This is a genomic window from Crossiella cryophila (genome assembly GCF_014204915.1).
GTDB lineage: Bacteria > Actinomycetota > Actinomycetes > Mycobacteriales > Pseudonocardiaceae > Crossiella > Crossiella cryophila.
Genome location: NZ_JACHMH010000001.1, coordinates 1,115,478 through 1,127,917 on the forward strand (window position 1 = coordinate 1,115,478; position 12,440 = coordinate 1,127,917).

Genomic DNA, 12,440 nt, shown 5'->3' on the forward strand with positions numbered 1-12,440 from the left:
CGGTGCACAACTTCAGCCCCTGGCCGCGCGCACCGCGGCGAGGAACGCGTTCACCTCGGCGGACGGGCCGCACTGCTGCTCACGCAGCTGCTCGCCCTGCTCGGCCCACATCTTCTCCACCGCGGCCTTGATGCCCTCGTCCCCGCCGTGGAAGGCGAAGATCAGCTCGTCCATCCGCTCGACCACGCGCACCGCGCGCTCGTCGGTCGGCGCCGCACCCTCCGCCATCAGGTCGTCGACCTCGGCGAACAGCCGGGGCCACTCGTTCTCGACCTCCTTGATGGCCTCCTCGCCGAACTCCTCCCGGCGGCGGGACAGCTGGTCGAGCTGCTCCTTGGTGTAGTAGTTCTCGATCATCGTCATCGACTCCAGCAGTTGTAGGAACTCCGCGGCGTCCGGGGAAGCCGATCCGTCCAGCTGTTCCAGCAGCGAGCGCACCTGGTCACGCAGCCGCTGGGCGGCGCGGACCTGGCTGTCGAGCTGGCCGAGCTGGGTGTGCAGCACCTCGCGCAGCACCTCGGGATCGGCGGCGGCCCCCTGCAGTGCGATGCCGACGTCCTCCAGCGAGAGGCCGAAGGAACGCAGCGCCCGCACCCGGTACAACCGCTGGAGATCAGCGGCGATGTACCGGCGGTGGCCTGCCGAGGTCCGTTCGCTCGGTTGCACCAGCCCGATCTGGTCGTAGTGGTGCAGCGTGCGGACGGTCAGTCCGGTGGCCCGCGCCAGTTCCCCGACGCTCCACCGTTTGGTTTCCCCGTTCACGTCGATGACGGTAGGAGCTGACGTCGCGTCAGGTTCAAGCCCGAATCGCCGGAATCGGTGTGATCGGCGCCGCATTCGGCCGGAAGTCGATCAGCGCGGACTGCTCGCTGGTGCCGATCCGGGCCTCCAGCCGGTGCAGCCGCCCGTCCCCGGCCACCCAGTAGCGCAGCCGCCCGGTGGCCTCCTTGCCCGGCTGCTGCGGCCCCTCGAACACGTCCACCACGGTGTCGCCGACCTTGTCCGCACGCAGCCAGCGGGCACTGCTCTGTTGCAGCAGCTGGGCGTTGTCCGGCCGGTCCGCGGCCAGGTTGACCAGCAGGTTCAGCGCGGTGTCCAGGTCGTTGCCCGCGCGCTGGATGGGCCGGACCTGCCAGCCGTTGCCCGGCACCGGATCGGCCGCGACCTGGCCGGTGCCCGCGCGGAAGGCCAGCACCTCCGGGTTCCACTGGAGCAGTCCGGCCGAGGAGGCGTCGGCGCGGCCCTCGGTGCGCATCGCGGCGTACCCGATGTGCTCGACGAAGTCGACCCGCCCGTCCAGCACCAGCACGCCCGCCGCGCTGGGCACCGCCGCGCGCACGGTGGCGGTCCGCGACTCGTAGTTGATGAAGCGCACCAGGGCCAGCCGTTCGGCCTCGGCACTGCTGAGCGAGCGCGGCATGGCGTCGCCGGGGCGGGCGCAGCTCATCAGCACACCCAGCAGCGGGACCAGGAGCAGCGCGAAGACGATGATGGCGGCGATGAGCCGGACCCGGCGGGGTTTCACAGTCGAACTCCAGAGCAGTCGGCGAGGAAGGCGGTCTCGGGCACCGAGATCCGATCGAGGTCGACCGGCGGCAGTTCGGCACCGGCAGGCACACCCGGTGCGGTGGCGGCCGAGGGCAGGTCGGGCAGGTGCGGTGGCTGGGCCACCGCGCGGAAGGAGATGCCCCGCGGCGCGGGCAGCCGGGGCACGGGCACCCCTGGCCGGGCGGTCTCCGGTTGCGGGCAGGCCATCAGGGTGTCCAGCCTGGCGGGCAGGGTGAGGCCGATCCGGTTGTCCCGCAGGCAGTTGCCCGCCCCGGGCGCCCGCGCGGAGGCCGCGTAGACCAGGTCGATCCCGTTGGCGGACAACACGTTGCCCTCGATCCGGTTGCCGTTGGGCGGCAGGTCCTCGCTGGAGGCCAGCACCACCCCGGCGGCCGGGTGGCCGACGATCCGGTTGCGGGACACCAGGTTCCGGCTGCCCCCGGCGATGCCGACCCCCAGCCCGAAGCCGCCGTCGGCCTGCGCGGGGGAGGCGGGTTCGGCGTTGTTGCCGATCAGGTTGCCCATGATCACCGCGTCCTCCTGCGGGACAAGGGCTTCCTGGTAGTCGGAGTTGCTGGTCAGCCCGACCCGGTTGGCCACGAACCGGTTGCGCAGCACGTACATCCCGGTGGAGGCGTTGGCGCCCTCGTAGCCCACCGCGTTGCGCTCGGCCACGTTGTCCCGCACCACGATGTGGCAGGGCTTGCACTGGCCGACGTAGATGCCGGAGTCCGCGCTGCCCGAGGCGTAGTTGTTCTCGATGATCCCGTGCTGGGCGTCGAAGGCGTAGATGCCGTAGAGCGCGTTGTTGCTGGCGGTGAGGTAGGAGACCCGGAAACCCTTGAGCGGTGGGAAGACCGAGGTGTCCAGCCGCCGGTACCCGGTGCTGCCCCTTGCCACCCCGCCCGCGGTGTCGGACATGCCGGTGATCAGCACCCCGTTGAGGGTGTGGTTGCGCACGGTCAGGTTCTCCACCGCGACACCCGGCGCGGTGACCACGATCCCGTTGGCCCGCCGCACCTCGCCGTCGATGATCACCGCATTGCGCTCGGTCCCGCGCAGCACCAGGTTGGCCCGCCTGACCTGGACCGTCTCCCGGTAGGTGCCGGGGGAGACCAGGACCAGATCGCCCTCCCGCGCGGCATCCACCGCGGCCTGGATCGTGGGCGCGTCACGGGGCACCCGGACAGTGGTCGGGCCGTCGGTGGCGGGGCGGACCGGGCTTTGACCGGCAGTGCCCGAAGCACATCCGGAGCCGAGCACGATAACCGCGAGCAGACCGGCGGCACGCAGGAAAACGGCTCGCACAGCGCCGGAATCCTAGGGCCAGCACACCCCGGAAACCCGCTTCCACCGCAAGCCTCACTCGAAGGGGGACCACGGTCGGGCGACTTTCCCGCCCAGTAGCCGGGAGTAGCCATTTCCGCCCGGCACAATGCGCCCCGTGACGCCACCGCTGTCCCGCCGCGGCCTGCTCCTGGGCCTGGGCGCCACCGGCCTGCTGGCCGGCTGCCACGTCCCGGACGCACCGGCCGCCCCGGCGAGTGGCCCGCGCGCACACGGCCCGCACCAGGCAGGCGTGGCCAGCCCGGCGATCGCCCAGCGGCACTGCGATTTCTCGGTGTGGGACGCCCCGGGCGCGGACTGGCGAGCCCTGCTGCGCACCCTCGGCGACCGCATCACAGCGCTGACAAATCCCACCCCCACGCCCGCCGCCCCCGGCGCGCTCGCGGGCCTGCCGCCTGCGGACCTCACCATCACCGTCGGCATCGGCCCCCGCGTAGTCGCCACCATCACCCCTGGTCAGCCCGGTGCGACCGACCTGCCCGCGTTCGCCCGCGAACAGATCCGCCCCGAGCACCGCGGCGGCGACCTCATGCTCCAGGTCTGCGCGGGCGACCCGCTGGTCGTCTCGCTCGCGGTGACCGAACTCCTGCGCGAGCTGGACCTGCGCCCGCGCTGGCGGCAGACCGCCTTCCGCGGTGAATCCCGCCCGGACGGCGCGGCCCGCAACATCTTCGGCTTCACCGACGGCATCGTGGTCCCGCGCGGCGAGGAGGAACTCCGGCGCGAGGTCTGGCTCGACTCCGGCGCGAGCATCGCGGTGATCCGCCGCCTGCGCCTGGACGTCCCCGGCTTCCTGGCCCAGCCGGTGCCGCGGCAGGAAGCGGTGTTCGGCCGGCGGCGGGACACCTCGGAACCGCTCTCCGGCGGCGGGCCGGCGGCCGAGATCGACCTGACCGCGAAGTCCGCCGACGGCGAGTACCTGGTCCCCGCCGACTCACACGTCCGCCGGGCCCACCCGCTGACCTCGGGTTCCGGCCTGATGCTGCGCCGGTCCTACAGCTACGACGACGGCCCGGCCGACCGCGGCCTGCTCTTCGTCTGCTTCCAGCGCGAACTGCGCACCTTCGTGGCCACCCAGCACCGGCTGGACGAGGGCGACGCGCTGATGCACTACGCCACCGCGACCGCCTCGGGCACCTTCCTGGTGCTGCCCGGCTTCGGCCCGGACCGGCCACTGGGCGCGACCCTGTTCCGCTGAGCTGGTTTCACGTGAATCTTGATCAGACGCGACGGCGCCCGGACACCAGGTGTCCGGGCGCCGTGCTCGCGAGACTCAGCGCACCGGTTGCGGCGCCTGGGACTTCGGGTTCTCCTCGATGTCGTCGCTCTCCTGGATGCCCACCCGCTGCTGCAGCCTGCGCAGCGGACCAGGGGCCCACCAGGCCGCGTTGCCCATCAGCTTGAGCACCGCCGGGACCAGCAGCATCCGCACCACGGTGGCGTCCAGGGCCAGGGCCAGGATCATGCCGACGCCGACGAAGCGCATCATCGTGACCTCGGCGAAGGCGAACGCGCCGGTCACCACGATGAGCAGCACCGCGGCCGAGCTGATCACCCGGCCGGTGCGGGCCAGGCCGGTGGCCACCGCCTCCTCGTTGCTGGCGCCCTTGCTCTTGGCCTCGACCATCCGGGACATCAGGAAGACCTCGTAGTCGGTGGACAGGCCGAAGACCACGGCCGCCATCAGCACCACGATGCCCGCTTCCAACGGGCCAGGGGTCACGTTCAGCAGGTCCGCGCCGTGACCGTCCTGGAAGACCCAGGTCAGCACGCCGAAGGTGGCGGAGAGGCTGAGCGCGCTCATCACCACGGCCTTGATCGGCAGCAGCACCGAGCCGAAGGCCAGGAACATCAGCACCAGGGTGGCGCCGACGATGACCAGCACCATCCAGGGCAGACCGGCGGTGATCGCGTTGAGGCTGTCCAGCACCCGGGCGCTGATACCGCCGACCAGCACCTTGGTGTCGGTGGGCGGGGTCAGGTTCCGGATCTCCTTGACCGCGTTCTTGGCCTGGTCGCTGAGCACGTCGCCGGGCAGCTTCGCGGTCAGCGTGACCACGTCCTTGCCCGCGCCCGAGGGCTGCACATTGGTGACGCCGGAGACCTTGCCGACCTCGCCGACGAACTTCTGCACCGCGGCCTGGTCGGGCGCCTTGCCGTCCTTGCCCTGCAACACGATCTGCGCGGCGTCCTTGCTCACCGACGGGAAGTCCCGGTTCAGCGTCTCCGCGGTGACCCTGGCCGGGTTGCCTGCGGGCAGCACCTTCTCGGTGACCTCGCCGAAGCTGGCCGACAGGAACGGCGTGCCGAGCAGCAGCAGGCCCGCGATGATCGGCACCGCGAACAGCAGCGGGCGCTTCATCACGGCCAGGCCCAGCTTGCGCCAGCCGCGGCCCTCCTCCTCCACCGACTTGGTCGCGGCCCGCTTGCGCCAGGGCAGGGCGAGCGCGTCGACCTTGCGACCGAGCACGGCCAGCAGTGCGGGCAGCAGGGTCAGCGAGACCAGTGCGGCGATGGCCACCGCGGCCATACCGCCGTAGCTGACCGACTTGAGGAAGCCCTGCGGGAACAGCAGCAGTCCGGCCAGCGCGATGACCAGCAGCGTTGCCGAGAAGGCGACGGTGCGACCGGCGGTGGCCACGGTGCGGCGCACCGCGTCCTTGGGCTCGCGGCCGGTGGCCAGCTCCTCACGGAAGCGGCCGACCATGAACAGCCCGTAGTCGATCGCCATGCCGAGGCCGAGCAGGCTGGCCACGTTCACCGCGAAGGTGTTCACCTCGACGAAGCTGGTCAGCAGGTTGAGCAGGCCCAGCGAGCCGAGGATGGACAGGCCGCCGACCAGCACCGGCAGCGCGGCGGCGACCAGGCCGCCGAAGATCAGCACGAGCAGCAGCAGGGTGATCGGCACCGCCACCAGCTCGGCGGTGATCAGGTCGTTCTGCGAGCTGGTGTTGATCGCGGCGCCGGTGGGTGCGAAGCCGCCGATCTGGCTGGTCACGCCGTCGACGGCCAGCTTGTCCTTGATCTTCTCGTAGGCCCGCAGCATCTTGTTCGAGTCATCGCCCGCGGTCAGCGTGATCACCGCGAGGCCGCGCTTGTGCCCGGTGTCGGCGAAGGCCGCGCGCATGGCCGGGTCCGGGATCATCCAGTAGGAGACCACCCGGCTGACCTCGGAACTCGGCAGTTCCTTGAGCTTGTCGTTGATCTTCTGGCCGAGGGCCGGATCGTCGATCGAGCCGCCGTTGGGCGCCTCGTAGATCACCACGACATCGCCGTTCTGCCGCCCCAGCGCCGCGTCCGCGGTCTTGACCGCGGTGATCGCCTGGCTGGTCGGATCCTCGTAACCACCCTGGGTGAGCTTGTCGAAGACGCCGCTGCCCCACGCGCCGCCGAGAATGGTCAGCAGTGCGGCGGCGACGAGCACCACCCAGCGGCGCCGATGCACCACCGATCCCCAGGAAAGGAACATTTCCGGCCCTCCGGCAAAACTGGTCGGGTGGCGTAGCCAGCGGCTACCGTGCCTGTTGAACGCGAGGTCAGTAAACGGTGTTCACCTACCGTCGGTGACCATAGGCGAGAGTGAACGGTGTTTACAACCCGAAGGGGTGAAGTATGACGGAGGCCACCCGCCGAGAACGGCTGCGCGCTCACACCGAGCGTGATATCCGTGCGGCGGCCCGTCGCCTGCTGGTGGGGCACGGCCGAGACGCGGTGACCCTGCGCGCCATCGCGCGCGAGCTGGGCATCACCGCACCGGCCCTCTACCGCTACTACGACTCGCGCGAGGACCTGCTCCGCCAGCTGGTCGAGGACATCTGCGCGGACCTGGCCGAGGACCTGCGCCCACGGCTCGACGCGGTGCCAGAGGACGACGTGGTCGGCAAGGTCTTCGCCGTGTTCCGCTCCTTCCGGCACTGGGCACTGGCCCACCCGCAGGAGTTCACGCTGGTCTTCGCCTCGCCGGAGGTGGAGGTCAACAACAGCTCCCGCGGCGGCCGCAAGACCCTGGGCGAGGACCAGTTCGGCAAGGTCTTCCTCGGCGTGGCCGGCAAGATGCTGGCCGAGAACGAGTCACTGGCCGCAGGCAACAACGAGGTGCCTGCCGCACTCGTGGACGACCTGCGCGGCTACCGCGAGGACCTGCTGAAATCCCTGGCCGAGACCGGCGTGGAACTGACCGCGGACCAGCTCGGCCTGTCCACGGTCTACCTGATCCTGCAGTGCTGGGTCCGGCTCTACGGGCATGTGGCGCTGGAGGTCTTCGGCCGCTTCCCGTTCGCGCTCAACAACGCCGAGACCCTGTTCGAGTCGATGATCGCCGAGCTGGGCCGGGAGGTCGGCCTGCCAGAGCCGACCTCCTGACCAGCTTCGATCACACGACCAGGTTGACCAGCCGGCCGGGCACCACGATCACCTTGCGCGGCGCGCCGCCGTCCAGCAGGGCGAGGACCTTCTCATCGGCCAGCACCGCGGCCTTGATCTCGTCCTGACCGGCCGAGGCCGCGACCACGACCTTGGACCGCAGCTTGCCGTTGACCTGCACCGGGTACTCGATGCTGTCCTCGATCAGGTACCGCTCTTCGGCCTGCGGGAACGGGCCGTGCGCCAGCGAGGTGTCCTTGCCCAGCTTGGCCCACAGCTCCTCGGCCAGGTGCGGGCACAGCGGGGCCAGCATCAGCACCAGCGGTTCGGCCAGTGCGCGCGGGGTGCCTGCCGTGGCCGCGTAGGCCTTGGTGACGTGGTTGTTCAGCTCGATCAGCTTGGCCGCGGCGGTGTTGTAGCGCATGGCCGCGTAGTCCTCGCGGACCCCGGCGATGGTCTTGTGCAGCAGCCGCAGCGCGGTCTCGTCCGGGGCGTCCGCGATGACCCGCAGCTCGCCGGTGACCTCGTCCACCAGGTTGCGCCACAGCCGCTGCAGGAAGCGCTGGGCGCCGACCACGTCCTTGGTCGCCCAGGGGCGGGAGACCTCCAGCGGGCCCATGGACATCTCATAGAGCCGGAAGGTGTCGGCCCCGTAGCCGTCGCACATCTCGTCCGGGGTGACCACGTTCTTCAGGCTCTTGCCCATTTTCCCGTACTCGCGGTTGACCTCCTGGCCCTGCCAGAAGAACTTCCCGTCGATCTCCTCCACCTCGTGCGCGTTGACGTAGCTGCCGCGCGCGTCGGTGAAGGCGTAGGCCTGGATGTAGCCCTGGTTGAACAGCTTGCGGTAGGGCTCGTCCGAGCTGACCTCGCCCAGGTCGAAGAGCACCTTCTGCCAGAACCGGGAGTACAGCAGGTGCAGCACCGCGTGCTCCACGCCGCCGATGTACAGGTCCACGCCGCCGGGGTCGGTGGCGCCGTGCTCGGCCGGGCGCGGGCCCAGCCAGTACGCCTCGTTGGCCGGGTCCACGAACCGCTCGCTGTTGTCCGGGTCCACGTAGCGCAGCTGGTACCAGCAGGAGCCGGCCCAGTTCGGCATGGTGTTGGTGTCCCGGCGGTACTTCTTCAGGCCATCGCCCAGGTCCAGCTCCACCGTGGTCCACTCGGTCGCCCGCGACAGCGGCGGCGAGGGCTCGGTGTTGGCGTCGTTGGGCTCGAAGGTCCGCGGCGAGTAGTCGTCGACCTCGGGCAGCTCCACCGGCAGCATCGACTCCGGCAGCGCGTGCACCCGGCCGTCCTCGTCGTAGACCACCGGGAACGGCTCGCCCCAGTAGCGCTGCCGGGAGAACAGCCAGTCGCGCAGCTTGTACTGCACGGTGCCCTCACCGGCGCCGCGCTCCTGCAGCCACTCGATGATCGTCTTCTTCGCCTCGCCGACGGCCAGGCCGTCCAGGAACTCGGAGTTGATCGCCGGTCCGTCGCCCAGGAACGGCCCGTCCTGGTGACTCTCACCCGGCTGCACGGTGCGGACGATCGGCAGGCCGAAGGCGGTGGCGAAGTCCCAGTCGCGGGAGTCCTGACCGGGCACCGCCATGATCGCGCCGGTGCCGTAGCCCATCAGCACGTAGTCGGCGATGAACACCGGGATCTGCTTGCCGTTGACCGGGTTCACCGCGTACGCGCCGGTGAACACGCCGGTCTTGTCCTTGTTCTCCTGCCGGTCCAGCTCGGACTTGCGGGCCGCCACGGCCCGGTATGCCTCGATCGCCGCGCCGGGGGTGGCCGCGCCGGAGGTCCAGCGCGGGTCGACGTCCTCGGCCCACTGGGTGGAGGCGATCTCGTCGACCAGCGGGTGCTCGGGCGCCAGCACCATGTAGGTGGCGCCGAAGAGGGTGTCCGGGCGGGTGGTGAAGACCTCGATCGCGGAGTCCCCGACCGCGAACCGGACCCTGGCGCCGTGCGAGCGCCCGATCCAGTTGCGCTGCATGGACTTGATCTTCTCCGGCCAGTCCAGCCGGTCCAGGTCGTCCACCAGGCGGTCGGAGTAGGCGGTGATCCGCATCATCCACTGGCGCAGGCTGCGGCGGAACACCGGGAAGTTGCCGCGTTCGCTGCGGCCGTCCGCGGTGACCTCCTCGTTGGCCAGCACGGTGCCCAGCCCTGGGCACCAGTTGACCGGCGCCTCGGACAGGTAGGCCAGCCGCTGCGTGTCGATGATCCCGGCCTGCTCGGCCACGGTCAGCTCGCACCAGCCGCGGCCGTCCGGGGTGGACCGCTTGCCCTGGGCGTACTCGGTCTCCAGCTCGGCGATCGGCCGCGCCTTGCCCAGCGCGGTGTCGTAGAAGGAGTTGTAGATCTTCAGGAAGATCCACTGGGTCCACCGGTAGTAGCCGGGGTCGATGGTGGAGATCCGCCGCCGCTCGTCGTGGCCCAGCCCCAGCCTGCGGATCTGCCGCAGGTAGGTGTTGATGTTCTCCTCGGTGGTCTTGCGCGGGTGCTGCCCGGTCTGCACCGCGTACTGCTCGGCTGGCAGGCCGAAGGCGTCGAAGCCCATCGTGTGCAGCACGTTGCGCCCGGTCATCCGGTAGTAGCGGGCGAACACGTCGGTGCCGATGAAGCCCAGCGGGTGCCCGACGTGCAGCCCGGCCCCTGACGGGTAGGGGAACATGTCCTGCACGAACAGCTTGTCCGCTGGCACCTCGCCGTCACCCGCGAGCGACCCGGCCGGGTTCGGCGCGTGGAAGGTCCCGCTGGACTCCCAGCGCTCCTGCCAGCGGCGCTCGATCTCGCCTGCCATGGCGGCGGTGTAACGGTGCGCCGGAACGGCGTCCTGGTCCGTGCTCATGTCATGTCCTCTGCGTTTGCCTGCCCCTGACAACCAAAAACCCCTCAGCCCGGGAGGGCATGAGGGGTTGCCGCGCGGACCGGAGAGTCGGTCAGCGCGGCTGGCTAAGAAGCAGGTGGGCCGTGCTCACGCCTATCAGGTTAGCGCACCGCGAGCGTGATCAGCTGGCTGACCTGCGTCGCGGAGAAGTTGTCATCGCTGACCAGCACCAGGCTGCGTTCGCCTGAGCGCAGCCGCGGACCCCAGGTCATACCCTCCACGTTGTCCACAGTGGACAGACCGAGGGTGCCGAGGTCGGCGAGGAGCTTCTTGCGCACCGGGCGGAACTTCGCCCCGGCCAACGAGTCGATCTTCCGCACGTCGGTGGCCCCGGCGGTGTTGATCTCATAGATCCGCACCTTGTTGCCGACCCCGGTGACGAAGGAGCGCTCCATCACCAGGTACCGGTGCGGGTCGTGCTCCTCCACCGGCAGGATCGCCACCACGCCGTTGTTGGCGAAGGCCCCGGCAGGCACCGGCTCGGCGAAGACCTTCTCCATCGGATAGGCGTACTGGGAGAGCAGCCGCCCGGCCCGGTTCTGCACCGAGATCCGGCCCAGCGCGCCGGCGGCCGGGGTGGGGGAGAGCCCGTCCTGGATCAGCGGCCCCTCCACGGTGGAGACGACCAGGTGACCGCCCGCGGCGAAGGCCAGCCCCTCCAGCACCTCGTTGCGCCGAGGGCCCTGCTCGCCCGCGGACATCCGCAGGTTGGCGGGCAGCGGCAGCTCACCGGCGAAGGAGCCGTCCCGGTGCGCCCGGCGGATGGCCGGGTCGATGAGCACCGGCGGCAGCCGGTCGCCCTCGCTGGTCCACCACAGGTCGCCGGAGAGCGGATCGATCCGGATCTCCTCCGGGTCGGGGGTGTCCAGGGACAGCTTCGGGTAGGTGCTGCCGTCCGGACGGAGCAGTGGCTTGGTGCCGGTCAGCTCGAACCCGTCCTTGCCCTGGCGCGCGGTGTAGTAGCGGACCGGCTGCCGGTCGGAGCGGTCATCGCAGATCAGCACCCATTCCCCGGTGCGCCGGTCGTAGTCGATGCCGGAGAGGCCACCGACCGTCGTGCCCTGGAAAGTGATCTTCCCGAGCACCTGCTCGGAGACAAGTCGAACGCGCTGACCTGCGGGTTCCGCCATGGCGGGGCCGGCGAGGCCGAGCACGAGAACACCGGTGAGCACACCGGCGGCGCCGATACGTACAGACATGGGTGCAGCACACCTCACAACGGTGACGAGAAGGTAGCGAGCAAGTCCCGGATTCACGGCGCTTACCCTCAAGGGGTGCAGCAGCTCGCAGTCATCGCCATCGTGCCGCGAATCAGCGTGACCTTCCTGCTCGTCATCGCCGGGGTGGCGCTGGCCGTGGTCGGGCTGCGCGGCATGCGCGGCTCCCTGGCCCGCAACGCCTACGTTGGTGTGCGCACCGCCCGCTCGATGCGCAGCGACGAGGCATTCGCGCTGGCCAACCGGGTGGCCGGGCTGCCGACCCTGGTCTCCGGCGTGCTGCTGGCGCTGACCGGCCTGGTCACCGCGCCGCTGACCGAGGCCGGGCTGTACATGACCCTGCTCATCCTGGGCGGCCTGGGCGCGGTGCTGATCACCGCGGCAGGCGGCATGCTCGGGCACCGCGCGGCCGACGCCCTGCCCGACCCGGAGCCAGCGGCCAAGGGCTGCGGTGGCTGCTGCGGCGGGATCTGCTCGAAGCTGGGCGCGGCTAGTTCCTCTTGATGTCCACCGGGTGCGTGGCCAGCAGCGACAACGGCATGCCCTGACGGCGCAGCACCCGGCCCCACAGGTCCACCCTCGGCGGGGTGAGCACGTCGTCGGGCAGCGCGGGCACCACCAGCCAGTCCCCGCGCTCGATCTCGTCCTCCAGCTGCCCCTCGCTCCAGCCGGAGTACCCGGCGAAGACGCGCAGCCCGCGCATCCGCGGCGCCAGCTCGTCCGGGTCGGAGTCCAGGTCGACCAGTGCCACCGGGCCGCGGACGCCGATCACCCCGTCCATGGCGTCGATGTCCTCGCCCGCCTTGAGATTGGCCAGGCACAGCGCGGTCTTCTGCTCCACCGGACCGCCGACGAAGACCGCGGGCGGGCGGCTGGCGTGCGCGGCCCAGCCGGGTAACACGTCCTGGACGGCCACCTCGCTCGGCCGGTTCAGCACGACGCCGAGCGTGCCCTCGTCGCGGTGGTCGATGATGTAGACCACTGTGCGACGGAAGTTGGGGTCGAGCAGCCCTGGGGTGGCCACGAGCAGGGACCCCGGCTCGACTTCGGCGTCGGAAGACACGACGCACATGATCCCACCC

The 12,440-nt window shown here is 70.6% G+C and carries 10 protein-coding genes; 3 read left to right on the forward strand and 7 right to left on the reverse strand.

The window, feature by feature from the left end:
• Positions 1–12 precede the first annotated feature (12 nt).
• The 3 genes from HNR67_RS05305 to HNR67_RS05315 are packed head-to-tail and all read right to left on the reverse strand — an operon-like array spanning position 13 to position 2,856.
• On the reverse strand, positions 13–762 hold the full coding sequence (locus HNR67_RS05305) for a MerR family transcriptional regulator (protein ID WP_185000994.1): 750 nt from the start codon (positions 760–762) through the stop codon (positions 13–15).
• A 34-nt stretch (positions 763–796) separates the two neighbouring features.
• Positions 797–1,525, reverse strand: coding sequence for a hypothetical protein (locus HNR67_RS05310; RefSeq protein WP_312986484.1), 729 nt, complete (start codon positions 1,523–1,525; stop codon positions 797–799).
• Positions 1,522–2,856, reverse strand: coding sequence for a right-handed parallel beta-helix repeat-containing protein (locus tag HNR67_RS05315; protein WP_312986485.1), 1,335 nt, complete (start codon positions 2,854–2,856; stop codon positions 1,522–1,524). The genes HNR67_RS05310 and HNR67_RS05315 overlap by 4 nt, the downstream gene beginning before the upstream one ends.
• Positions 2,857–2,983: 127 nt before the next feature.
• Here HNR67_RS05315 and HNR67_RS05320 point away from each other — a divergent pair, with 127 nt between their 5' ends.
• Positions 2,984–4,093: a Dyp-type peroxidase gene (locus HNR67_RS05320; RefSeq protein ID WP_185000995.1), complete on the forward strand. Its 1,110-nt coding sequence runs from the start codon at positions 2,984–2,986 to the stop codon at positions 4,091–4,093.
• A 75-nt stretch (positions 4,094–4,168) separates the two neighbouring features.
• Here the strand turns inward: HNR67_RS05320 and HNR67_RS05325 are convergent, their stop codons facing one another.
• Positions 4,169–6,340 carry an MMPL family transporter gene (locus tag HNR67_RS05325; RefSeq protein WP_312986488.1) on the reverse strand — a complete coding sequence of 724 codons (2,172 nt, stop codon included), beginning with the start codon at positions 6,338–6,340 and terminating at the stop codon, positions 4,169–4,171.
• A 167-nt stretch (positions 6,341–6,507) separates the two neighbouring features.
• Here HNR67_RS05325 and HNR67_RS05330 point away from each other — a divergent pair, with 167 nt between their 5' ends.
• Positions 6,508–7,257: a TetR/AcrR family transcriptional regulator gene (locus HNR67_RS05330; protein ID WP_185000997.1), complete on the forward strand. Its 750-nt coding sequence runs from the start codon at positions 6,508–6,510 to the stop codon at positions 7,255–7,257.
• A gap of 10 nt (positions 7,258–7,267) precedes the next feature.
• Here HNR67_RS05330 and leuS read toward each other — a convergent pair whose 3' ends face one another.
• The gene (gene leuS / locus HNR67_RS05335) at positions 7,268–10,102 is read right to left on the reverse strand and encodes a leucine--tRNA ligase (protein WP_185000998.1); all 2,835 of its coding nucleotides are present in this window, start codon (positions 10,100–10,102) and stop codon (positions 7,268–7,270) included.
• A 140-nt stretch (positions 10,103–10,242) separates the two neighbouring features.
• Positions 10,243–11,340, reverse strand: a complete 1,098-nt coding sequence (locus tag HNR67_RS05340; RefSeq protein ID WP_185000999.1) for an esterase-like activity of phytase family protein — start codon at positions 11,338–11,340, stop codon at positions 10,243–10,245.
• 75 nt (positions 11,341–11,415) lie between these two features.
• On the opposite strand from HNR67_RS05340, the gene HNR67_RS05345 reads away from it, so the two are divergent.
• Positions 11,416–11,862 (forward strand): SdpI family protein, encoded by a 447-nt coding sequence (locus HNR67_RS05345; protein ID WP_185001000.1) that lies wholly within the window; start codon positions 11,416–11,418, stop codon positions 11,860–11,862.
• Here HNR67_RS05345 and HNR67_RS05350 read toward each other — a convergent pair.
• A complete protein-coding gene (locus HNR67_RS05350; RefSeq protein ID WP_185001001.1) occupies positions 11,849–12,430 on the reverse strand; it encodes a YqgE/AlgH family protein in 582 nt (193 codons plus the stop codon). The two genes, HNR67_RS05345 and HNR67_RS05350, sit on opposite strands and share 14 nt — an antisense overlap.
• Positions 12,431–12,440 lie beyond the last annotated feature (10 nt).

Excerpts from the sequence above, each read along its gene's own strand:
- HNR67_RS05340 (WP_185000999.1), bottom strand. The coding sequence starts at position 11,340 with ATGTCTGTACGTATCGGCGCCGCCGGTGTGCTCACCGGTGTTCTCGTG.
- HNR67_RS05350 (WP_185001001.1), bottom strand. The coding sequence starts at position 12,430 with ATGTGCGTCGTGTCTTCCGACGCCGAAGTCGAGCCGGGGTCCCTGCTC.
- HNR67_RS05320 (WP_185000995.1), top strand. The coding sequence starts at position 2,984 with ATGCGCCCCGTGACGCCACCGCTGTCCCGCCGCGGCCTGCTCCTGGGC.
- HNR67_RS05330 (WP_185000997.1), top strand. The coding sequence starts at position 6,508 with ATGACGGAGGCCACCCGCCGAGAACGGCTGCGCGCTCACACCGAGCGT.
- leuS (WP_185000998.1), bottom strand. The coding sequence starts at position 10,102 with ATGAGCACGGACCAGGACGCCGTTCCGGCGCACCGTTACACCGCCGCC.